At 67.3% G+C, this 23,114-nt stretch carries 15 protein-coding genes; 7 read left to right on the top strand and 8 right to left on the bottom strand.

What is annotated here, in order from left to right:
* Positions 1 to 1,013, bottom strand: a 1,013-nt coding sequence (gene lipA / locus LPN03_RS13670) for a lipoyl synthase (RefSeq protein WP_262454634.1), incomplete at its 3' end; no start/stop codon positions are given.
* Positions 1,010 to 1,735: a lipoyl(octanoyl) transferase LipB gene (lipB, locus tag LPN03_RS13665; protein WP_262454632.1), complete on the bottom strand. Its 726-nt coding sequence runs from the start codon at positions 1,733 to 1,735 to the stop codon at positions 1,010 to 1,012. The genes lipA and lipB, both read right to left, overlap by 4 nt.
* A gap of 105 nt (positions 1,736 to 1,840) precedes the next feature.
* Here lipB and LPN03_RS13660 point away from each other — a divergent pair, with 105 nt between their 5' ends.
* Together LPN03_RS13660 and LPN03_RS13655 are read left to right on the top strand one after the other, a co-directional pair.
* Positions 1,841 to 3,520, top strand: a complete 1,680-nt coding sequence (locus tag LPN03_RS13660) for a serine/threonine protein kinase (protein WP_262454631.1) — start codon at positions 1,841 to 1,843, stop codon at positions 3,518 to 3,520.
* Between the two features lie 29 nt (positions 3,521 to 3,549).
* Positions 3,550 to 7,056 (top strand): S41 family peptidase, encoded by a 3,507-nt coding sequence (locus LPN03_RS13655; RefSeq protein WP_262454630.1) that lies wholly within the window; start codon positions 3,550 to 3,552, stop codon positions 7,054 to 7,056.
* A gap of 88 nt (positions 7,057 to 7,144) precedes the next feature.
* On the opposite strand, the gene LPN03_RS13650 is transcribed toward LPN03_RS13655, so the two are convergent.
* The 5 genes from LPN03_RS13650 to LPN03_RS13630 form a co-directional block, all read right to left on the bottom strand.
* On the bottom strand, positions 7,145 to 7,573 hold the full coding sequence (locus LPN03_RS13650) for an OsmC family peroxiredoxin (protein ID WP_165183353.1): 429 nt from the start codon (positions 7,571 to 7,573) through the stop codon (positions 7,145 to 7,147).
* 181 nt (positions 7,574 to 7,754) lie between these two features.
* The gene (locus LPN03_RS13645) at positions 7,755 to 8,117 is read right to left on the bottom strand and encodes a hypothetical protein (RefSeq protein ID WP_165183352.1); all 363 of its coding nucleotides are present in this window, start codon (positions 8,115 to 8,117) and stop codon (positions 7,755 to 7,757) included.
* Between the two features lie 89 nt (positions 8,118 to 8,206).
* On the bottom strand, positions 8,207 to 9,973 hold the full coding sequence (gene sucB / locus LPN03_RS13640) for a 2-oxoglutarate dehydrogenase, E2 component, dihydrolipoamide succinyltransferase (protein WP_262454629.1): 1,767 nt from the start codon (positions 9,971 to 9,973) through the stop codon (positions 8,207 to 8,209).
* Between the two features lie 139 nt (positions 9,974 to 10,112).
* Positions 10,113 to 11,495, bottom strand: coding sequence for a dihydrolipoyl dehydrogenase (lpdA, locus tag LPN03_RS13635; protein ID WP_262454628.1), 1,383 nt, complete (start codon positions 11,493 to 11,495; stop codon positions 10,113 to 10,115).
* Positions 11,496 to 11,753: 258 nt separating this feature from the next.
* Positions 11,754 to 13,283, bottom strand: a complete 1,530-nt coding sequence (locus LPN03_RS13630) for a leucyl aminopeptidase (RefSeq protein ID WP_262454627.1) — start codon at positions 13,281 to 13,283, stop codon at positions 11,754 to 11,756.
* A gap of 134 nt (positions 13,284 to 13,417) precedes the next feature.
* On the opposite strand from LPN03_RS13630, the gene gcvT reads away from it, so the two are divergent.
* From gcvT to LPN03_RS13605, 5 genes are all read left to right on the top strand, one after another.
* Positions 13,418 to 14,566, top strand: a complete 1,149-nt coding sequence (gcvT, locus tag LPN03_RS13625; protein ID WP_262454626.1) for a glycine cleavage system aminomethyltransferase GcvT — start codon at positions 13,418 to 13,420, stop codon at positions 14,564 to 14,566.
* Positions 14,567 to 14,692: 126 nt separating this feature from the next.
* A complete protein-coding gene (locus tag LPN03_RS13620) occupies positions 14,693 to 15,652 on the top strand; it encodes a proteasome assembly chaperone family protein (protein ID WP_262454625.1) in 960 nt (319 codons plus the stop codon).
* An 82-nt stretch (positions 15,653 to 15,734) separates the two neighbouring features.
* Positions 15,735 to 17,177, top strand: a complete 1,443-nt coding sequence (locus LPN03_RS13615) for an MFS transporter (RefSeq protein ID WP_262454624.1) — start codon at positions 15,735 to 15,737, stop codon at positions 17,175 to 17,177.
* A 144-nt stretch (positions 17,178 to 17,321) separates the two neighbouring features.
* A complete protein-coding gene (locus LPN03_RS13610) occupies positions 17,322 to 18,632 on the top strand; it encodes a DUF4192 domain-containing protein (RefSeq protein WP_262454623.1) in 1,311 nt (436 codons plus the stop codon).
* 249 nt (positions 18,633 to 18,881) lie between these two features.
* Entirely contained in the window at positions 18,882 to 20,138 is a 1,257-nt protein-coding gene (locus tag LPN03_RS13605) for an RNA polymerase sigma factor (RefSeq protein ID WP_262454622.1), read from the top strand.
* Positions 20,139 to 20,206: 68 nt separating this feature from the next.
* Here LPN03_RS13605 and LPN03_RS20830 read toward each other — a convergent pair whose 3' ends face one another.
* A complete protein-coding gene (locus LPN03_RS20830; RefSeq protein ID WP_316255809.1) occupies positions 20,207 to 23,077 on the bottom strand; it encodes an ATP-binding protein in 2,871 nt (956 codons plus the stop codon).
* Between the last annotated feature and the right edge of the window lie 37 nt (positions 23,078 to 23,114).

The raw sequence follows: 23,114 nt of genomic DNA, 5'->3' as shown, positions 1-23,114 counted from the left end.
CGGGCGGCGATGAGGGAGGCGGCTTCCTGGCGGGTGTGGCCGGAGTCCTCGATGCCCTCGGCGATGTGGGCGAGGTGTTCGGGGATGTCCCGGCCCTTTTTGCGCATCGCGGTGGCCCAGAGGCGCCCGGCCCGGTAGGAGGAGCGCACCAGCGGCCCGGACATGACGCCGAGGAAGCCGATCTGCTCGGCCTCGGCGGCGAGTTCGAGGAATTCCTGGGGCTTGACCCACCGGTCCACGGGCAGGTGCCGTTCGGAGGGGCGCAGGTACTGGGTGATCGTGATCAGGTCCGTGCCGGCGTCGTGCAGGTCCTGCAGGGCCGCGGAGACCTCGGCCCGGGTCTCGCCCATGCCCAGGATCAGGTTCGACTTCGTCACCATGCCCAGGTCCCGGCCCTGGCTGATGACGTCCAGGGAGCGGTCGTAGCGGAACGCGGGGCGGATGTGCTTGAAGATCCGCGGGACCGTCTCGACGTTGTGGGCGAAGACCTCCGGGGCGGATTCGCAGATCGCGGCAATGTGCTCGGGCTTGCCGGAAAAGTCGGGGATCAGCAGCTCCACCCCCGTGTTCGGGTTCAGCTCGTGGATCTTGCGGACCGTCTCCGCGTACAACCACACCCCCTCATCGGCCAGGTCGTCCCGGGCCACCCCGGTCACGGTCGCGTAGCGCAGGTTCATCTGCACCACCGACCTCGCCACCTTCGTCGGCTCAAACATGTCGATCGGGGACGGCTTGCCCGTGTCGATCTGGCAGAAGTCGCAGCGGCGCGTGCACTCGGACCCGCCAATCAGGAACGTGGCCTCCCGGTCCTCCCAACACTCAAAAATGTTCGGGCACCCGGCCTCCTCACACACCGTGTGCAGGCCCTGGCCCTTGACCAGGTTCTTCATCGCAATGAACTCCGGCCCCATCTCCACCTTGGCCTTCATCCACTCCGGCTTGCGCTCCACCGGAACCGCCGCGTTCCGCTGCTCAATGCGCAACATCTTGCGCCCCTCAGGTGCCAACGTCATGCCAATACTCCTTCTGCCGGGTGCTGCACAGCAGCGGTGCCGGTCGCTACTAGGCCAGGGGTGAAATCCTCGACCAGGGGGCCCAGGAGGCGGCGGGTGGCTGCCTCGAGGATGGGCACCAGTGCTGCAGGCCCAACGTCGTTGCCGGTTTCCGCCGCGATGGTGGTGGTGCCTGCATCGGTAATGCCGCAGGCAATGATTTGGGCGTAGGGTGCCAGGTCGTTATTGGCGTTGATGGCGATCCCGTGCATGGTGACGCCGTCGTGGACGCGGATGCCGATGGCGGCAATCTTGCGGTCCGGGGCGGTGCCGTCGGCCCGCAGCCAGATGCCGGCGCGGCCTTCAACCCGGACTCCGGCCACACCAAAGGCGGCCAGCGTTTCTATGATGATCTCTTCCAGGGTGTGGACGTATTCCCGGATTCCATGGGCATCCTTCAGGCGCACGATCGGGTACATCACCAGTTGGCCCGGGCCGTGCCAGGTCAGCTTGCCGCCCCGGTCAACATTGATGACGGGGGTGCCGTCAAAGGGGCGTTCATGGTCTTCGGTACGTTTTCCAGCCGTGTAAACAGCGGAGTGTTCGAGCAGCAGCACCGTGTTTCCCGCAGCGCCGGCGACGACGGCGTCGTGCACCTTGCGCTGTTGGTCCCAGGCACCGCTGTAGTCGACAAAATCCGGGGCAAAACCGACCTCTGTGAACTCAACAGTCATAGCTGCCACTTTAGGCGACGAAGGAAATTCGCCTAAATCCGAAAACGCCCCTGTGGACAACGGTCCTGTGGATAACTTTCGGCAGGAATGTCAAAAATGGTCTATCACTGGTGTATGGAGGCAAACGGGGAGCAAGGCGGCGAGCGGCGTGTACCGGAGATCGCCGGATATGACACGGTCCGCTGGCTTGGCGGCGGGGCGCAGGGCTCGGTGTGGCTGGTGCAGCCGCAGGACGGCTCGGCACCGCTGGCTGCCAAGTGCTACCTGCCCGGCGGGGCTGGCCGGCAGGGCGGCACAGCAGCGGAATTCGGGGATGGGCGTAACAATGCGAGCGAGATCACACAGGAGTGGCGCATCCTGGCCCATTATGACCACGAGCACCTGCTCCGGATCCATGGTGTCGTCGGTCTGGGCGGCGCCTGGGAGGGAGGCAGCGCTCTGCTGATGGACCACGCCGCGGGAGGGTCGGTGCGTGACATCGTGGCGGCCCGTGGTCCCCTGACGGTGGGGGAGGTGGTGACGATCCTGACCCCGCTGGGCCAGGTGTTGTCATTTTTGCAGGCCAACGGGGTGGTCCACGGCGATGTTTCCCCCGGCAATGTACTCCTGACAGCCCACGGCAAGCCGGTGCTTGGCGATCTGGGATTTGGCCGCCTGGTGGGGCAGGGCGAGGTTTCCGGCGGCGGAACACCGGGGTTCCGCCCGCTCTCCGACGGGCATCCTTCGGCGGCAACGGACGTTTACGGCATGGCGGCCGTGGGGTGGTTCGCGCTGACGGGCCAGCCGCCGCCGGCCACCCGGGACCGCATGCCCCTGAGCATGCATGTTCCCGGCGTTCCGGTGGAGCTTGCCGCGGCACTGGAGGCCGCATTGGCCGACAATGCCGGGCAGCGGCCCACGGCGGCTGCCTTCGCCCAGGCAGTCTTTCGCAGCGCCCGGGCGGAGCCGGTGGCCCTGGCCGCTTCGGTGCACCCGAGCGTCCTGCCGGACCTCCTGACCCGCAGGGCACGGCAGACCGGGCCCCGGACCGGCTGGGGACGCCTGGCCGGCACGGTGCTCAAGCGGCCCCTCCGCCCGGCCCGGCCCAGGCGGCGCCGTTCACGGAAGCGGCAGGACCCCCCGATCGCCTTTGCTCAGAGCGGGCCCGGGACGAGCCCCCGAAAGCTCCGTTGGCTGGCCGGGCTGGCCGCCATGGCCGTAGTGGCGGGAACACTGGCCGGCTGGCAGCTCACGGCAGGCGCCACGGGGCACCCCGGACGGGATGGGGCACCGACGGTGGCGGCAAGTGGCGCAGGAACAGGGGCGGTTGCCGGTGGCAACGTGCCTGTCCAGGCACCGCTGGGATCGGTGGCGGCAAGGGTGCCGCCGGCCATCCGCACCGCCCTCATGTCCACGGATCCGGCCACAGCCCTGCCGGCCCTCGCCTGGCTGCGCTCCTTCGCGCTGTCGAACGCGGACCTGCCGCTATTGGAAGCTGTCAATGCGGCCGGTTCCCCGGCCATGCTGGCCGATGCAGCCATTGCACGGAGCTTGGTGCAGTCCGGGCACACGCTGGCCGGGCTGGACATTGCCGTCGAAGGCGCGCAGCTTGCGCAGGCGAGGCTCCTGACTGGCGGATCTGATGCACCCACTCCCACCGCAACCGTGACTGCCACGGTCACCACCAGCCCTTTTGCCGAACAGGATTCATCCGGCACCGTGGTGCACCGGCAGGACACGGAACGGCGGCAGCACCTGTCGATCCTGCTGGTGCAGGTCAACAAACGCTGGGTGATTCAGGAGATTCTCCCGTGACCGGCCTGAGCAATGGCTAAGATACGTAAATGACCTCCTCCAGCTATTTCCGCTACCCCCATGTCAACCAGGACCTGCTTGCATTCGTGGCCCAGGACGACGTCTGGATTGCCCCGCTGGCCGGCGGACGGGCCTGGCGCGTGTCCGCCGAGGCGTCCCCGCCACGCAACCCGCGGTTCACCCCCGACGGAAGCCACCTGGTCTGGACCGTCACCCGCGGCGAGGCACCGGAAGTGGTGGCGGCCCCCGTCTCCGGGGGCGCGGCCGAACAGTTGACCTACTGGGGCCATCCGTCCACCCTGGTCAAGGGATTCACCCCGGAAGGGGACGTGCTGGTGACCAGCGCCTGCGAACAGCCGGATTCCCGCCTGACGTGGGCGTACGCCGTCGGACTGCCGGGCGGGAGGCTGAATCCGCTGCGGTACGGGCCCGTGGACAGCATTGCTTATGGTCCCGTCGTGGGCGATGAACGGCCCATGGTGCTCTCCTCCGTGCTGTCGCGGGAGCCGGCCGCCTGGAAGCGGTACCGCGGAGGCACCGGGGGAAAGCTGTGGATCGATGCGGATGGCTCTGCCGAGTTCACCCGGCTGGTGCCGGAACTGGACGGCAACCTCTGCGACCCCATGTGGGTTGGCGGGCGCATCGCCTTCCTGTCCGATCACGAAGGGCACGGCAACCTGTACTCCGTGCTGCCGGACGGCTCGGGACTGCGCCGGCACACCGACTTTGAGGGGTTTTACGTCCGCCACGCCAGCACCGACGGGACCCGGATTGTCTTTGAATCTGCCGGCAACCTGTTCGTTCTGGACAACCTCGACGCCGAGGCCCGGCAGCTGGAAATCACACTCGGCGCCCCGGCCAGCTTCAGGACCCCGCGCCCGCTGGACCCGGGCGAGCACCTGGGCCAGGTGGTGCCGGCCGACTCCGGCCAGGCCAGCATCGTGGAAAGCCACGGCACCGTCCACTGGCTGACCCACCGCGAGGGGCCCGCACGGGTCCTGGCGGCGGAACCGGGCGTCCGGGCGCGGCTGGCACGCCCGCTTGGCGACGGGCATGTCCTGTATGTGGCCGACACCGGGGGCGAGGAGGCGCTGTACATCGCCCCTCTGGCGGCGGCCGGCGAGACGGCCGCCGAGGTTTTCCCCGCGGCGCCGGTGGGCCTGACTGCGTCCGATGCCCCGGCGGCTGCCGAGGGGGAGCCCGACGGCGGCCAGTTGCCGCAGCCCGTCTCGGCGCAGGCCGTCAACAGTGAAACTTTCCATGTCGCCTCCACCCCGGAACGCGACGCTGCATCCGCCCCACATGCGCCGGAGCTGGGTTCTGCTGCCGCGGAAGGCAGCGGCGCCGTGGCGCAGGCAGCACCCCCGGCCGCGGAGTTGCGGCGCATCGACTACCCGAAACGCACCCGTGCCGCCGAAGCCGTGGCCAGCCCGGACGGGAAGTACATTGCCGTCGGCACCGAATTTGGCGAGGTCCTGCTGGTGGACGTCGACAAGGGATCCATGGAAGTGGTTTCCGAAACTCCCGCCGGGCCGGTGTCCGAGCTGGCATTCAGCCCCGACTCCGCCTGGCTGGCGTGGAGCGAACCCCTGGACCAGGACGAGAAGCGTGCCAGGCTGCGCATGGCGGCCGTGGCGCCCGCCAGCGGTGCCGGGGAGCGCATAGTCGAACTGACCGACGGCCGCTTTGCAGACCACCGGCCCGTCTTCACCCCCGACGGCAAATTTGTGGCCTTCCTTTCCCAGCGCAGCTTTGACCCCGTGTACGACACCCATTCCTTTGACCTCGGCTTCCCCCTGTCCGTCAAGCCGTTCCTGATAGCCCTCGCGGCAGGGACGCCGTCGCCGTTTGGACCGCATGTGGGGGGAGCCCCGGCACCGAAGGATCCGGACGCCGCAGGGGAGGCCGTTGATACTCCCGTGACCGTGGCGGTTGATGCTGACGGGCTCCCCGCGCGCATCATTGCCGTCCCGGTGGCCCAGGACCGCTACGTGGACCTGGCCGCCATTGGCGGCGGGCTGCTGTGGCAGGTGGAGCAGGCAGCCGGGGCAACCGGGGACGGCCTGGCCAATGCTTCAGCCAAGCCGCCTGCCGCCCGCCTGGAACACTTTGACCTGGTGACGGGCAAGACCACCGTGATTGTGCCGGAACTGGACCGTTTCAGGGTGAGCGGCAATGGCAAGTGGCTGGTGACAATCCTTGGCAGTGCCGTCCAGGTGCTCCCGGCCGGCAACAAGCCGGCCAAGGACAACGACGCTGCCTTTGACGTCGGGCTGGACCGGATCGTGCTCCGCCTGGACCCCGTCAAAGCCTGGGGGCAGGCATTTGAGGAGGCCTGGCGTCTGCAGCGTGACTTCTTCTACACCCCGGACATGGCAGGGGTCGACTGGCAAGGCGTCCACGACCGGTACCGGCCCATCGTGGAGCGCCTGGGCAGCCACAGCGACCTGGTGGACCTGCTGTGGGAATTGCATGGCGAGCTGGGCACTTCCCACGCGTACGTCACCCCCGCACCCCTTGTGGAGGAAGGTGCCGGAGCCCAGGGCCACCTGGGCGCCGTGCTGGAGGCCACCCCCGACGGCTATGCCGTTAAGGAGATTTTCACCGGCGAGTCCTCAGACCCGCAGGCTTTTTCGCCGCTCGCTGCGCCCGGGGTGGCGGTGCGCCCGGGGGAGATCCTGGAGGCCGTCAACGGCAGGCCGGTCCCCGCGGGCGGGCCGGGGCCGCTGCTGGCAGGCACTGCAGGCAAGATTGTGGAACTCACCTTGCGCAGCCGGCCCGGCACCCAGGGCGGGCAGCCCGCCCGCCGGAGGGTCGCCGTCGTGCCGCTCAAGAGCGAGGAGCGGCTGCGCTACCAGCGGTGGGTGGCCACGAACCGCGCCATGGTCCGCAAGGCATCCAACGGCGCCTTTGGCTACGTCCACATTCCCGACATGATGCCGCGCGGCTGGGCCCAGCTGCACCGCGACCTGGACACCGAGACGGCCGCGGACGCCCTGGTGGTTGACGTGCGCCGGAACCGGGGCGGCCACACGTCCCAGCTGGTGGCGGAGGTCATTGGCCGCCGCATGGACGCCTGGGCCTTGGGCCGCGGTCGCGCACCGGAAATCTATCCTTCGCAGGCGCCCCGCGGACCCGTGGTGGTCCTGACGGACGAGTTTGCCGGGTCCGACGGCGACATCATCACCGCCGTCGCAAAGCTGAGGGGGATCGGCCCCGTGGTGGGCATGCGCACCTGGGGCGGTGTGGTGGGCATAGACGGCAAGTTCCAACTGGCCGACGGCACGGCGGTCACCCAGCCCCGCTATGCCTTCTGGTTCCGCGAAGGCCAGGGCTTCCACGTGGAAAACTACGGCGTGGACCCGGACATCGAGGTGCCGTTCCCGCCGCACGACCACCTGGCGGGCAACGACCCGCAGCTGGAGGCCGCCATCGGCGTGCTGCTGGAAATGCAGCAGGAGATTGCGACCGTGCGGCCGCCGGCACTGGAGGGCTACCGCAATGTGGCCGCGGCGCCGCTGCCGCCGCGCCCCTGACGGTCGCCAACGCGGCCAGGACACCCCGATGGTACGGATAAGGCGGCCCCCACAACATGGGGGCCGCCTTATCCGTACACTGGGCGCGTTATGCGTCGAGCGTGGCGTCCAGGGTGATTTCAATGCCGGCCAGCGCGGCCGAAACGGGGCAGCCGGCCTTGGCGGCGTTCGCGATGCGGTCGAAGTCCTCCTGGCTGATGCCGGGGATCTTGGCGGCCAGCGTCAGGTGGCTGCCGGTGATGCCCGTGCCGGGGACAAACGTGACGGCAGCGGAGGTGTTGACGTAGTCGGCGGCATGGCCGGCGCTGCTGAGTTCGTTGGAGAACGCCATGGCAAAGCATGACGAGTGGGCAGCGGCGATGAGCTCCTCGGGGCTGGTCTTGCCCTCGGCGGCTTCGGCGCGGGCCTTCCAGGTGACGTCAAAGGTACCGAGTCCGGAACTGTCCAGGGTAACCTGTCCGGCGCCGGTGGGAAGGTCGCCGACCCAGCCGGTGTGGGCGTTGCGAATCGTAGCCATGTTCACTCCTTGGTTCGTGGTGGTGGCCCAGCTCCTGTGAAGCGGCTGGGCGTGCACTGTGAAGCGCCGTCAGGTTGGCGCGTAGTTCCACCCTATGCCCAAAACGCGAAACGGCGCCTTCCGGGCCCCTCCCGGTGGTCACAAACCGGGAGGGAGGAAGGCGCCGCGAGGTCAGTTGGTGCTAGAGGGCCCAAATCGTGGCAACACCGATGTTGATCAGTGCCATGCCGCCAACTGCATGGGCCAGTCCGGTGGGGACAGCCTCGCCCTTGGACGCCTTGCGGTAGCCGATGATGGCAGGAACCAGCACGGAGATGGCAATGAGGATCTTCACCGTCATCTTGATGTGGAACGCCATGCCCGGCGCGGGCGAGCCGGCCTCGGCCAGTCCCATCAGCGCCAGGCCCGTCACGAGCTGGGCGATGGCGCCCCAGAGCTGGATGGGCAAAACGGTGGGCTTTTTGAAGGTGGCAAACCAGCCGCCCACGATCGCAGCGGCGCCGAGGACGTGCAGGAATACCAGGATGCTCTGAAGTACAGTCATGCCAGTATCTTAGCGACAAAGTGTCCACAAACCAGCAAGGGGTTGCCTTCCTGTGAGGAAGGCAACCCCGAAGCTGTGGTGCGGGTGTGTTACAGGCCCAGGTCGGCCTCGAACGCGCCCTCTTCCAGGCGGGCCTTCAAGGTCTGCAGGAAGCGTCCGGCGTCCGCGCCGTCCACCAGGCGGTGGTCGTACGTCAGGCACAGGTACATCATGTGGCGGATGGCGATGGTGTCGTCGCCGTCTGCATCGGCCACCACCACGGCGCGCTTGACGATCGCGCCGGTGCCCAGGATGGCAACGTTGGGCTGGTTGATGATCGGGGTGTCGAACAGGGCGCCCACGGAGCCGATGTTCGTGATGGAGAACGTGCCGCCGGACAGCTCGTCCGGGCCGATCTTGCCGCTGCGGGTGCGTGCGGCAACATCGGCGATGCGCCCGGCCAGGCCGGCCAGGTTGAGGTCGCCGGCGTTGGAGATGACAGGTACCAGCAGGCCCTTGTCGGTGTCCACCGCAATCGCCAGGTGCTCGGCGTTGTGGTAAGTGATCTCCTGCGTTTCCTCGTTGTACTCGCCGTTGACCTTCGGGTGCTGCTTGAGCGCCTCCGTCACAGCCTTGGCGATGAACGGCAGGAACGTCAGCTTGGTGCCGTTGACGGCCTGGAACGCGCCCTTGGCCTGGTTGCGCAGCTTGACAATGCGCGTCATGTCGACCTCGTGCACCTGTGTGAGCTGCGTGGAAACTTCCAGCGACTCGCGCATGCGCCGGGCAATGACCTGGCGGATGCGGGGGGCCTTGACCGTGGTTCCGCGCAGTGAAGAAGGCACGACGGCGGCAGCGGCCTTGGGTGCCGGGGCTGCGGTTGCGCTGGGGGCAGGTGCTGTCGCAGCCTTGGCGGCCTCGGCGGCGGCCAGGACGTCCTGCTTGCGGACGCGTCCGCCCACGCCGGTGCCGGCGACAGTGCTGATGTCCAGGCCGTGCTGGTTGGCCAACTTGCGGACCAGCGGGGTCACGTAGTTGGACTCGGAAGCTGCCGGTGCCGAGGGTGCGGCAACCGGAACCGGTGCTGCTACGGGTGCGGGTGCTGCGGCGGGTGCAGGTGCTGCCACCGGTGCCGGAGCGGCGACCGGTGCAGGCGCTGCCACCGGTGCGGGAGCCGCAACGGGTGCAGGTGCTGCGGCGGGCGCAGGTGCTGCGGCGGGCGCAGGTGCTGCAACAGGTGCTGCGGCGGGCGCCGGAGCCGTGACCGGTGCGGGGGCGCCGGAACCGATGACTGCCAGGGTGCCGCCGACTTCCGCGGTCTCATCCTCGGGGACGCGGATTTCCAGCAGGGTGCCTGCAACGGGGGAGGGGATCTCGGTGTCAACCTTGTCCGTGGACACCTCCAGCAGCGGCTCGTCAACCTCGACCGTTTCGCCGACTGCCTTCAGCCAGCGGGTGACGGTGCCTTCGGTGACGGACTCGCCCAGTGCGGGAAGCTTGACCTCGAAGGTGTCGCCTGCGGGGGCTGCGGCAGGGGCGGGTGCCTCGACCGGCTCGGCCGCAGATGCTGGTTCCGCGGCGGGGGCTGCTTCGGCCACCGGGGCAGCTTCAGCAACGGGGGCTGCAGCGCCGGCGCCGTCGCCGGATCCGATGATGGCCAGGGGGGCGCCGACTTCTGCTGTCTCGTCCTCGGGAACCAGGATCTGCTCCAGGATGCCTGCAAACGGCGACGGAATTTCGGTGTCAACCTTGTCGGTGGAAACCTCGAGCAGGGGCTCGTCCACTTCAACTCGTTCGCCGACCTGCTTGAGCCACCGCGTGACGGTTCCTTCGGTGACACTTTCACCCAAGGCGGGCAAGTTCACGGATTCAGACATTTCGTCCCCGTTCTCCTTTTTGTGCGGTGCCTTGTCCAGGCGCCGGACATGAAATTCATGAGTAATGATTAAGTAATGATTATTTGTATTTGAGCTTAGTGCACCCGGCGCAGGCGCCGGGTGCACTAATGAGGTACTGCTAGCCGTGGAGCGGGCGGCCGGCCAATGCCATGGCCGCCTCGCCGAGGGCTTCGTTTTGGGTGGGGTGCGCGTGCACCAGGCCTGCAACGTCCTCGGGGTAGGCTTCCCAGTTCACGATCAGCTGGGCCTCGCCGATCTGTTCGCCCACCCGGGTGCCGATCATGTGAACGCCCACCACGGGACCGTCCTTTTCGCGGACGAACTTGATGATGCCGCCAGTGCCGATGATGGCGCTCTTGCCGTTGCCCGCAAGGTTGTACTCGGTGGACTCAACGTTGGCGTCGCCGAACTTCTCCTTCGCTTGCTTTTCATTCAAGCCGACGGAGGCGATTTCCGGGTCGCAGAAGGTGACCTTGGGGATGTTGATGTCCTCAACCACCACAGGGTTCAGGCCGGCGATTTCCTCGGCCACGAAGATGCCCTGCTGGAACCCGCGATGTGCCAGCTGGACACCCGGGACAATGTCGCCCACGGCGTAGATGTTGCCGACGCCGGTGTGGAGCCGGTCGTTGGTGATGACGAAGCCGCGGTCGACGGTGACGCCGGCTTCTTCATAGCCGAGACCGGCCGTTGACGGGCCGCGCCCGACGGCGACCAGCATGAGGTCGGCCTCGAACGTCTTGCCGTCGACGAGGGTGGCCTTGACGCCGTCGGCGGTTTGCTCCACGCCCTGGAAGAAGGTGCCCGTGTTGAACTTGATGCCGCGCTTGCGGAAGGTCCGCTCGAGGACCTTGATGATCGAGGCATCCTCGTTCGGGACCAGGGAGGCCATGCCTTCGATGATGGTGACATCCACGCCGAAGGACTTCCAGACGGAAGCAAATTCGACGCCGATGACGCCGCCGCCGAGCACAATGACGCTCTTGGGCAGGTAGTCCATGGTGAGCGCCTGGTCGGAGGTGATGACCTTGCCGCCAATTTCCAGCCCGGGCAGGCTGCGGGAGTATGAACCGGTGGCCAGCACAATGTTCTTGCCGGTGTAGTTCACGCCATTGACGGTGACGGTGTTTGCTGCTGTGAGCTTGCCCTCACCCTCGATGACCGTGATGCCCTTGCCCTTGATGAGGCCCTGGAGGCCCTTGTACTTGCCGGCGATGATGCTGTCCTTGTACGCGTTCACGGCGTTCATGTCGATGCCCGTGAGCTCAACGTTGACGCCGATCTTGGCGCCTTCGCGGGCGTGGTCGGCAACTTCTGCTGCGTGCAGCAGTGCCTTCGTGGGAATGCAGCCGTTGTGCAGGCAGGTCCCGCCCAACTTGGCCTTCTCCACCAGCCCCACGGTCTTGCCCAATTGGACGGCCCGCAATGCCGCGGCGTATCCGCCGCTGCCGCCACCGAGAATCAGGATGTCGAATTCTTGCCCAGCTGCCTGTTCGGCCACTTAGACGCTCCCTCGCGTTCGGGTGGCGCACGGGGTCGCGCGCCATCTCATCAATTGTTGTGCCAGGCCTGCCGTCCGGATGCGGACGGCAGGCCTGACATGTCCAGGATCACCAATGCCAATGCCATCAAGGGTCGGTGGCACACGGGTGTCAGGGACAAAAGCTTTCAGCACTCACCTTAGCGGTCAGAACTTCCATGCTCCACCTCGGCCCTGTCACAGTAAAGCCGTTTGTGGTCATAGTCACTATGGGATTGGTCACCGCTGGTTGCTGCGGGCCACGACGTCCTCCACGTAGGCCACCAGCGTGCGCACGGCCATGCCTGTGCCCTGCTTGGGTGTGTAGCCGTACGGGGCGCCTTCATTGAAGGCCGGCCCGGCAATGTCCAGGTGTGCCCAGGGGATGGTCTCACCGTTCTTGTCCTTGCCGATGAATTCCTGCAGGAACACGGCGGCCGTCATCATGCCGCCCATGCGCTCACCAATGTTGGCCAGGTCGGCCACGGGGGAGTCCAGCGACGGGCGCAGTTCCTCGGGCAGCGGCATGGGCCAGATGAGTTCGCCGGCCCGGTCTGCGGCAGCCTTCAGCGCTGCGCTCACGCCGTCGTCGCCCATCACGGCGGCTGTGCGGTGGCCCAGTGCCACCACCTGCGCGCCGGTCAGGGTGGCAACGTCAATGATGACGTCGGGAAATTCATGGGAGGCGGCCACGAGGCCGTCGGCCATGACCAGGCGCCCTTCGGCGTCGGTGTTCAGGACTTCCACCGTCTTGCCGCCAAGGATGGTCAGCACGTCGGAGGGGCGAATTGCGGTGCCGGAGGGCATGTTCTCGGCAATGCACAGCCATCCGGTGACATTGACGGGGAGGCCCAGTTCCGCCACGGCCAGGACGGTGTTCAGCACGGCGGCTGCGCCGGCCATGTCGCACTTCATGGTGATCATGCCGGCGCCGGGCTTGATTGAGATGCCGCCGGAGTCAAAGGTGATGCCCTTGCCCACGAGGGCCAGGTCCGCAACGGCCTTGTCCGACTTGTATTCCATCTTCACCATGCGCGGCGGGCGCGAGGAGCCCTGCCCCACTCCCATGATGCCGCCGAAGCCGTCCTTCAGGAGGCGCTTTTCATCCATGACGGTCACCTTGACCGGCAGGCCCTTGGCCAGGTCCTTGGCGGCTTCAGCAAATGTGGCCGGGTAGAGGCGGCTCGGGGGTTCGTTGACCAGGGTGCGGGTGGCGTTGACCGCCTTGGCCACCGTCGAAGCCCGCAGCAGCGCGGCCGCCAGCTTGGGGTCCTTGGCGAGTGCGGAGTAAATGGTGACCTTGGCAACGGCAGCCTTGTTCCCTGCCTTGTTCGAGTGCAGGCTGTCGTATTGGTAGGCGCCCAGTGCGGCCCCCTCGGCCAGCGCGGAAACCTGCTCGACCGTCGTCGTCGGCAGCGCGAGCACTACGTGGGCCAGGCCTGCCAGCTGGCGGACGGCCGAGCCGGCGGCGCGGCGCAGGGATTCCTCGGTGATTTCGGTGCCGGCAAGCTTGCCCACTCCGGCCAGGACCAGCACCTTCGCGCCGGTGTCCGGCAGTCCGGGGAGGCGCACCAACTGGTCCGCGTCACCCGTGACGCCCAGGGCCGCCAGGGATTCCTTCAGGGACTTGACCGTGGAGGCGGTGAGGGGCGAGTCGAGCAGGACGGCACCGTCGGCACCCTTGCCGACGCCGATGACAAGCGCATCCGCCGAAGCCTTCTTGAGGTCCGAGCTGATGACGTTAAAGGATATGGGGTGGTTCGCACTCACTGTAAAAAGGTCCTCACGTGGTGTTGGTTATGAAAGGTCACACTCCTAAAGATCGTAGTCTCTTTCGGCGCGGGGGGCCGTTGCTGCCGGGCACCGGGGGGTGGGCCGCCCCGGCCTGCGGTACCGTATGGGGCATGAGTGAAAATACCCAGGAGCTGCTGCACGGGCCGTTGCATGAATGGCACGTGGCCCACGGCGCCAAGATGGCCGAGTTTGGCGGCTGGCTGATGCCGCTGCAGTACGACGGCGGCGGAGTGGTGGCCGAGCACACGGCCGTGCGCACCGCCGTCGGCCTCTTTGACGTCTCGCACCTGGGCAAGGCTGAAATCCGCGGGCCCGGAGCACGGGAGTTTGCCAACCGGTGCCTCACCAACGACCTCTTCAGGATCGCTCCCGGCAGTGCCCAGTACACGCTCGCGCTGACGCCCGAAGGCACCGTCATTGACGACCTCATTGCTTATTTGCGCGGTGACGGGGACGTGTTCCTGATTCCCAATGCGGCGAACACCGCGGCGGTTGTCGCGGCGCTGGTGGAGGCCCGCGACGCCGAAGGCTCCGCCCTGGAGACCAAGGACCTCGAGATCAGGGACCTCCACCGGGACTTTGCGGTTTTTGCCGTCCAGGGCCCGGCCTCGGCGGCCGTCATGGAGGCACTGGGCCTGCCCCAACCGGCGCAGTACATGTCCTTTGTTGATGCGGTGGCCGTGATCGGCGGCGCCGAACTGCCCCTGACGGTGTGCCGCACGGGCTACACGGGCGAGCACGGCTATGAAATTGTGCCGCGCTGGGCCGACGCCCCCGCCGTGTGGGAGGCGCTGGCGGCGGAGGTGGGCAGGGCCGGCGGCAAGGCTGCCGGACTCGGGGCCCGGGACACCCTGCGCACCGAAATGGGCTACGCCCTGCACGGCCACGAGCTGTCCACGGCCATCTCGCCCCTGGAGGCCGGTGTGGGCTGGGCCGTGGGCTGGAAGAAGGAAGGGTTTTGGGGCCGGGACGCACTGGTGGCCCAAAAGGCGGCCGGGGCGCCGCGGAAGTCCGTGGGCCTGCTCGCGACCGAGCGCGGCGTGCCCCGTGCCGGCGCGGCTGTCCTGGACGGCGCCGGCGCCGTGGTGGGGACGACGACGTCCGGCACCTTTTCGCCGACCCTTGGCAACGGCGTCGCGCTGGCCCTGGTGGCCCCGTCTGTTGCGCTCGGGGACACCCTGGCGCTGGACATCCGCGGGCGCCGGCTGGGCGTCACCGTGGTCAAGCCGCCCTTTGTGCAGGTCAACGCGAAGGATTGAAACAGAGCCCCGGCACCCGTGGTGCACGGGCTGCCGCGAGATAAACCATGTGCGCCACGGTGCCCGGGATGATTCCCGGCGCCTGCGGCGTTGTGCTGGTGAGAGACACCAGTGTGAGGAAGACAGATGAACAACATTGCGCATGCCCCGTTCCAGGACCCCGAGTCCCTCTATGCCCTCAATGAGGCGCTGCTGGCGGCCGAGGACCTGCGGGGGCTGAACCTGCTGATGTCGTTCACCGGGTTTTCCGATGCCGGCCATGTCATCACCCAGATTGCCGGGGAGCTGACCGACCACCTGGCCGCAGAGCCCCTGGCCGTCTTCGACATCGACCAGCTCATTGACTACCGCTCCCGGCGTCCCCGGATGACATTCACGAAGGACCACCTCAGCGACTACCAGGCGCCGTCGCTGGTGCTCTACCGCATGGTGGACGCCCTCGGAAAGCCCTTCCTGTTCTTGTTCGGGAGTGAGCCGGACCTGCAGTGGGAACGGTTCACCCTGGCCGTGCTGGGCCTGGTCCGCCGCCTGGACGTCAACCTGACGGCATGGGTGCACTCCATTCCCATGCCGGTGCCGCACACCCGTCCCATCGGGGCCACCGTGCACGGCAACCGGCCCGAACTCATCGAGGGAATTTCGGCGTGGAAGACCACCCTGGAATTGCCGTCCGCCATCGGGCATGTGCTTGAATACCGGCTGGCAGCGGAGGGCCGGAACGTGGTGGGCTACGCCATCCACGTGCCCCACTACCTGGCCGACGCCGAGTACCCGCCTGCCGCCGTCGCCGGCCTGGAATACCTGGGCGCCGCAGCCTCGCTGATGCTGCCCAGCGAACGGCTCCGGGAAGCCGGGCGGGCCGTGGAACGCCAAATCACCGAACAGGTGGAGGGCTCGGCGGAAGTGGCCGCCGTCGTGAAGAACCTTGAGACGCAGTATGACGCCCACAGCGACGGCACGGCCCGGCGTTCCCTCCTGGCCGGGGACAACGACGAACTGCCCGGCGCCGATGAGCTCGGGGCAGCCGTGGAAGCCTACCTGGCCAGCCGCGACGCCGGTCCCCTGGACGGCCCCGGCCGCCCCTAATTGGGTTGCGGCCGGCCAAATGTGACGGGAATCGTAGCCGCCCGGCCATGGCTTGCGGACCGGGGACGAATAGTCTTGTTCCGTGGACAGTAAACGCGCATGGACCGTTTGGGGAGTCGGCGTTTTCGCCTACCTCATTGCAGTGACCCAACGAACCTCCTTCGGGGTGGTGGGGCTTGAGGCCACAGCGCGTTTCAGCGCATCGGCGTCCGCCCTGTCCGCGTTCACGGTCATCCAGCTGCTGGTGTATGCGGGGCTGCAGATCCCCGTGGGCGTACTGGTGGACCGCTTTGGCCCCCGCGTCATGATTGCCACCGGTGCCGCCCTCATGACGGTGGGGCAGATTCAGCTTGCCGCGGCAACCTCCGTGCCCGGGGGCGTGGTGGGCCGCATCTTCGTGGGCGCCGGCGACGCCATGACGTTCATCTCCGTCATCCGGCTCATCCCGGCCTGGTTTCCGTCCCGGCGCGTGCCCCTGCTCACGCAGCTGACGGGCCAGCTCGGGCAGTTCGGCCAGCTGATCTCCATTGCGCCGTTTGCCCTGGTGCTCCATGCCTGGGGCTGGAGCCCGGCATTCCTTGGGCTCGCCGGGCTGGGCCTGGTGGCCTGCGTCCTCTCCACCGCGGCGCTGCGCAATGCACCGGAAACGTCGGGGCCCGCCGTCGAACTGGCAGGGATCAAGGAAACGGCGGAGGACCTGGCCCGGGCCTGGCAGCAGCCGGGCACGCGCCTGGGCATGTGGAGCCACTTTGCCACACAATTTGCGGGCAATGTGTTTGTCATGACCTGGGGCTACCCGTTCCTCGTGTCTGGCCAGGGCCTGGACCCGACCGAGGCCAGCGTCCTGCTGAGCCTCTTTGTGGTGGTCGGGATCATCTGCGGACCCCTGCTGGGCGGCTGGGTGGGCCGGCACCCCATGCGCCGCTCCACCATGGTCCTGGCCGTAACGTTTGCCATTACGGCCGCGTGGCTCTCCGTTATCCTTTACCCGGGGCCGGCACCCCTGTGGCTGCTGGTGGTGCTGGTGCTGATCCTGGCCCTCGGCGGCCCGGCATCCATGATCGGTTTTGACTTTGCCCGGACCTTCAATCCGTCGCGCCGCATCGGGACCGCCACGGGCATCGTCAATGTGGGCGGATTCATCGCGGCCCTGATCACCATGTACGTGGTGGGCCTGATTCTTGACCTGCTCAAGAACAGCGGCTTCTCCGGCGGCAACCTGTATTCGCTGGACTCGTTCCGGATTGCGCTGTCCTTCCAATTCATCGTCCTGGCCATCGGCGTGGGTGCCGTGATTGGGATGCGCAACCAGGTGCGCCGCCGAATGGCCCTGGCGGGCGAGACAGTTCCGCCGCTGCGGCAGGCGCTGGCCGACAATGCCCGGCGCCGGGCCCAGTACAGGAGCGAGCTGCGGGCCGGGCGGCTTGCCGGCAGGGACTCTGCGGGCAGGGACACTGCGGGCAGGGACACTGCTGGCCGCGACACCGCTGGAAAGCACGACGGCGGCCCTGCCGGGCAGGACTGACCGGGCTTCCCCGCTGCCCTCCGGCCACGTGTGAGCGGAAGTGCTTGATCATTTGAGTGCGAAGCAGCGCGGTGTTATCCACAGATGGACGCTTTGGGGGCTTGCGGCCTTTTTTGCCGCCCCGATGCGCGGAAGTCTGGGGGCATGGGAAAACAAGAGAAAATCAGAGTCAGTGCCGGCGAGGACCTGCTGGCGTTCATACCCCACATTGTCGGCTACTGGCCGGAGAACAGCGTGGTGTGCATCGGCATGGGCGGCAAGGCCTTGCGGGCCACCATGCGCCTGGACGTGCCGCCCTCGGGCACTGTGGACCTGGACGGGTTCGCCCGCGTCGCCGCGGTCCAGCTGGCCAGCGACCCGCAGGCCGACGGCTGCCTCATTGCCTTCTTCGCCGGCGAGGACTGGACCGAGCCGGACAATTTTCCGCTGCGCGATCTCCATGAGGCGCTGCAACGGGCTTTTGCCGCCGAGGGCCTGCCGGTGCGGGACAGCTGGTATGTCGGCAGCGGGCACTGGCGCAGCGTCGAGTGCTCGAATCCGTCATGCTGCCCGTGGCCCGGCCGCAGCAACTCGACCATCACCGGCAGCTTTGTCAATGCAGAGTTTGTGTTCCGCGGCAGCGCCGTCGAGGAAAATCCCCGGGAGCGCATCCCCAAGATGACGGCCGTGACTGACCGGGCCTTTGCCGGGAAGGTGGAAGCACTCCGGCCTGCCCTTGCCGATGGCTTGGCGGGGACCGCCTTGGCCGTAAACCAGGCAGCCGTCACCCTGGGTGCCTGGGAAAGGTCCCTGGCCCACTGGCCGGAACATCCCGACGCCGGCATGTCGGCCTTCCTTGCGGCCAGCCTGGGCAACACCTCCATGCGCGACGCCGTCATGGTCTCCCTGGCCGACATGCCGGAACTGGCCCTGGCCGGCCTCTTCGACATGGGCTTCCTGGAATCAGCAACTGCCCGGCCAGTGGTGCCGCCCAACTGGTTTGGCGGCAACCAGGCCGAGGATTATGAAGTCCTCCTGTCCGGTGGCCGCCAGGTCGGCGTCGGTGGCCTTTCGGATCCTTTGGATCTGGACGCCTGCGGGGCGGCGGCCACATTCAGCGACATCCTGCTGGGCGGCAGTGCGGTTGGCGGGGGAGCAGCCCACCCGAGGGCAGCCCGCCCGAATTGGGGCAGGATGGACCGTGCTGAGGAACTGCTGCTCTTCCTTGCCGGATCACTGCAGGGCCCGGCCAAGGCGCCGGTGCTCTGTCTGCTCGGCTGGATCCAGTGGTGCCGCGGCCGCGGGACCTGGGCCGGGACATACTTTCAAGCCTCCCAGGGCTGCCAGCCGGGGTACAAGCTGGCCTATCTGCTCGAGCGCCTGCTGGACACGGGGTTCATTGCCGCCTGGGCCAAGGACCAGCGCACTGCATGGCCCGGCTACCGTCGCGACGAATTTGAGGAGGAAGCGGCCTGAGCAAATCCAGTGGCAGAACATGAGACAATGTAAGCCGCGACCCGGTTGGGTCCGTGTTTTGTGCAGCGCCACGGTTTGGTGCCGTCACGGAATGATTCACCTGCGCCCGGCGGGAACAATGCCGGGACGCGGGGAGTTATACCGTAAGACCCTCCAAGCCAAGTGATGCCAAAAGCAACACGGACTTGACAGGGTCATAGTGGTGTTGCCCCAAGGTAACCCCACAGACCGCCGCAAGAAAGGTTTTCTGTGTCTGCTACTGCCAAGAGCAATGACTCCGCAACAAACAAGCTTCAAGACCCGGCAACGCCAGCTGCTGAGCCGTTGACTCCGGCACAGAAGCGGGCCGCCACCATTGCTGCCAAGAAGTCGGCCGGGGGTGCGGCTCCCGTCAAGAAGGCTGCCGCGCCGCGCAAGACCCGTGCCAAGAACGCCACGGATGACGATTCTGCCGCCGAAGGCCCCACTGCCGACGACGACGACCGCGAGGACGGTGCCGAAAAGAGTGAAAAGCCCGTTGCGACCGGCACCGGATTTGTCTACTCCGACTCGGACGACGACGACGCACCCGTCCAGCAGGTCATGTCGGCAGGGGCCACGGCGGACCCGGTCAAGGACTACCTGAAGCAAATCGGCAAGGTTGCCCTGCTCAACGCCGAGCAGGAAGTGGACCTGGCCCTGCGCATCGAGGCCGGCCTGTTCGCGCACGAGAAGCTTGAAGCCGACGACGGCAAGATGGACGAGCAGCTCCGGCGCGACCTCCAGCGCATCGTCCACGACGGCAAGCGTGCCAAGAACCACCTGCTCGAGGCCAACCTGCGCCTGGTCGTCTCACTGGCCAAGCGCTACACAGGCCGCGGCATGCTGTTCCTTGACCTGATCCAGGAAGGCAACCTGGGCCTGATCCGTGCAGTCGAGAAGTTTGACTACACCAAGGGCTTCAAGTTCTCCACTTACGCCACCTGGTGGATCCGCCAGGCCATTACCCGGGCCATGGCCGACCAGGCACGCACCATCCGCATCCCCGTGCACATGGTGGAGGTCATCAACAAGCTGGCCCGCGTCCAGCGCCAAATGCTCCAGGACCTGGGCCGCGAACCCACGCCCGAAGAGCTGGCCAAGGAATTGGACATGACGCCGGAAAAGGTGGTCGAGGTCCAAAAGTACGGCCGCGAGCCCATCTCGCTGCACACGCCGCTGGGCGAGGACGGGGACTCCGAATTCGGTGACCTGATTGAGGACTCCGAGGCAGTTGTTCCCGCCGACGCAGTCTCCTTCACGCTGCTGCAGGAACAGCTCCACTCGGTGCTGGACACCCTGTCCGAACGCGAAGCCGGCGTGGTTGCCATGCGGTTTGGCCTGACCGACGGCCAGCCGAAGACTTTAGACGAAATCGGCAAGGTCTACGGCGTCACCCGTGAGCGCATCCGCCAGATCGAATCCAAGACCATGTCCAAGCTGCGACACCCCTCGCGGTCGCAGGTGCTGCGGGACTACCTGGACTAATCCCCACTCGCCGGTCCAGCTTGGAAATGACCCGGAACGGGTGCTTGCAATTTTGCACCCGCTCCGGGTCATTTTTTGCCCGGTTGGCCGGAGAGCGCCCGTGCGGCTGCTTCGATGCGGCTTGACACGCCAAGCTTGCGCATGATCGCGGAGACGTGGACGCTGGCCGTCTTGGCGCTGATGAACAATTGCTCGCCAATCTGGCGGTTGCTCAGTCCGCCGGCAACCAGGGCCAGGACCTGGCGTTCCCGTTCTGTGAGGCCGTCGCCGCCGTGTCGTTGTTTGGGTCCGTCGAGTGAGAGCCCCGCCTGGGCTGCGAAGTTCCGCGCCAGGCGGGCGGAAAGCAGCGCGCCGAGCCCCTCGGCGCCTTCAACGGCCGCTGACAGCGTGGCGGCCGCCTCGGACCGCCGCCCACTGGCAAACTCGGCCTGGCCTGTCCGCCAGGCAATATAGGGTCCCAGATGGGCCGGCAGCACTGCCGAGAACGTCCCTGCCCGGTGCCAGGCTGCCAGCTCGCCGCCGTCGAGCCCGGGGCCGCCCAATTCAGCGTCAAACAATGCCTGCCACGCCGGATGGGTGGGCCAGAAGGAGTCCCGGTCCAGCACGGCACGCAGCCGTCCGGCGTCGTCATCGATCCGGGCACCGGCGCGGCGCCGGGCGGCGAGCACACGTGCCGCAACCGCCAGCAGCGGCAGGTCGTACCCCGGCAGCGGCAGGAATTCCGGGTCCAGGAGGAAGCAGGCCTCCTGCCAGGCCGCATCCAGCCGGCCCCCGGCCCACGCCAATTCAGCGCCAAGCGTGGCCAGATGCAGCCGGGATTGCATTTCCACCCCCGCCAGCGCGCGCAACAGGGGCTGCCACTGCCGGAACAGCGCCTCCGCGCCGGGCACGTCCCCGCCCCACAGCGTTGACCAAATCCTTGACCTCAGCAGGTAGGCGTGGAACGAACTGGGTGGCGAAAGGGAAAGGTTGCGGTCAAGGAGGGCTTGGGCGCCGGCCCAGTCACCCCGGGCAAACAGGGGGTCAACGGCTTTGGAGGACAGGATGGCCCCAGATGTGCGTTCCTCGCCCCGCTCCCGCGCCTTGACGATGCCCGCTTCCGCGACCTGGATGGATTCACTGTACAAACCCAGCAGGTTCAGAATGTCCGAATAGTTCACGCGGAAACGCAGCAGTGCCTGGGTGTCGCCCTGGGCCAGCCTTTCCGCCGCCTCCAGGTCGCTGCGGCCGCCGGCAATGTCGCCGGCATTGATGCGGCTGACGCCGCGGAGATTGGCGGCAATGGACTGCTCCGCGGCATTGCCGCTTGAGGAGGAGAGCGACAGTGCAGCTGTGGACGTTTCCACGGCCTGTTGCAGGCGGGCCTCGAGCATGTACCGTGCGGCCAGGCTGTTCAACAGTGACGCCCGCAGGATGTCGTCGGACCCCGGCGGTGTCAGCTCAATGGCCTCCAGCAAGAGGGCATCGGACCCGGGCTTGGCGTTGAAGCCAAGATATCGCGCCTGGGCCGCCAGCAGGCGTGCCCTGTCGGTCCCCGTGGCGGAAGGGTCCGCGGCGGCGAGCCTGATCACGGCCAGGGACCGTTCGCCGTCGCCGGCCAGGCTGTGCGCGGCTGCCGTGCGGGCCATCAAGCGGTACTGCGGGATTCCGGCAACGACCGATGGGTCAATCACACGATCCCACAGTTCCAGGGCGCGTTCGCCCATTTTGGCGGCCGTCGAATAGGCAAAGTTTGCCCTGGCCTGGGCCATGGCCGCCAGGGATGAGGCAAAGGTTTTCTCCACATCGTTGGCTGCGTCCCAGTGGAATGCAATTTCCGCGGCGTCCCGGTGGATGGCTCCCGCGGCTTCCAGGGCCTGGGCGTAGCGGGTGTGGAACCGGGTCCGCTCGCCGGGGAGCAGGTCGGCGTGGATGGCCTCCCTGACCAGGGCGTGCCGGAATGAATAGCACTCGCCGTCCACGTCGATCAGCCTGGCCCGCTGGGCAGCCCGGGCTGACGCCTCAAATTCTTCCTGCGGGTGGTCGAAGGCGAGCTCTGCCTGGGAATGGCGGACGCTGACCCCGCCGGCTGCCAGGACGCGCAGAAAGTACTGGACCGGTTCTTCCAGCCGTTCGTACCGGGCAAGCAGCAGGTCCTTCAGTGAGGAGGGCAGGTCCCCGGGCGCTGCGCAGTCACCCAGGCCAAGCAGTTCCTCCACGAAAAACGGGATGCCGTCGCTGCGGGCGAAGACATTTTCAACGAATTCGAAGTCGACGGCGTCCTCGGTGGCGGCCTCCATGAGCTGGCGCACCTGGCCCCTGTCCAGCCGGGCCAGAGCCACAGCCTTGACATACCGCCCCCGTTCCGCTTCGGCCAGAAAGGCCTTGAGCGGGTGGCCGCGGTGGACGTCATCGCTGCGGTAGGTCATGGCCAACAGGAACCGGCCGCCATTGAAGGCACGCAGAATGAAACGAAGAATCGCCAGCGTGGAGTCGTCCGCCCAATGCAGGTCCTCGACCACCACCACCAGGGGCCGCGACACGGAGGCTTTTTCAAAAACCGTGCTGACAGCTTCCAGAACCCGGTTGGGGCTCGGTCCCGGACGCCCGGCCACGCCGGCCTCGGGCAGCAGCAGCGCCAAGGCGTCACCACCCGGACCGGCCAGCTCCATCAGGGCGGCCACCCCGATGTCCGCTGCCAGGGCGCGCAGGATGGCGACAATGGGGGCGTAAGGCGTGGCGAGGGGGCCCAGGTCCACGCACTGGCCCACCAGCACCCGGGCCTCGTGCGGCAGGCCGTGCTGAAACTCCTGCACCAGGCGGGTCTTGCCCAGGCCGGCCTCACCCGAGATGATGACGGCTTGGGGCTTGCTTTCCCCGGCAAGTTGGTAGGAGTCTGCCAAGGCGCCCATTTCAGGTTCGCGCCCGATCAGTTCGCTGCTGTGCTGTGGCCACTGCATGCCTTCATCCTGCCACTGACGCCCAGTGGCCGGCAGC

Origin of the sequence: Arthrobacter sp. A2-55, assembly GCF_025548615.1 — a bacterium.
GTDB classification, from domain to species: domain Bacteria; phylum Actinomycetota; class Actinomycetes; order Actinomycetales; family Micrococcaceae; genus Specibacter; species Specibacter silviterrae.
The sequence above is the reverse complement of the archived record's forward strand: the minus strand, read 5'-3'. Positions and strand labels throughout refer to the sequence as shown.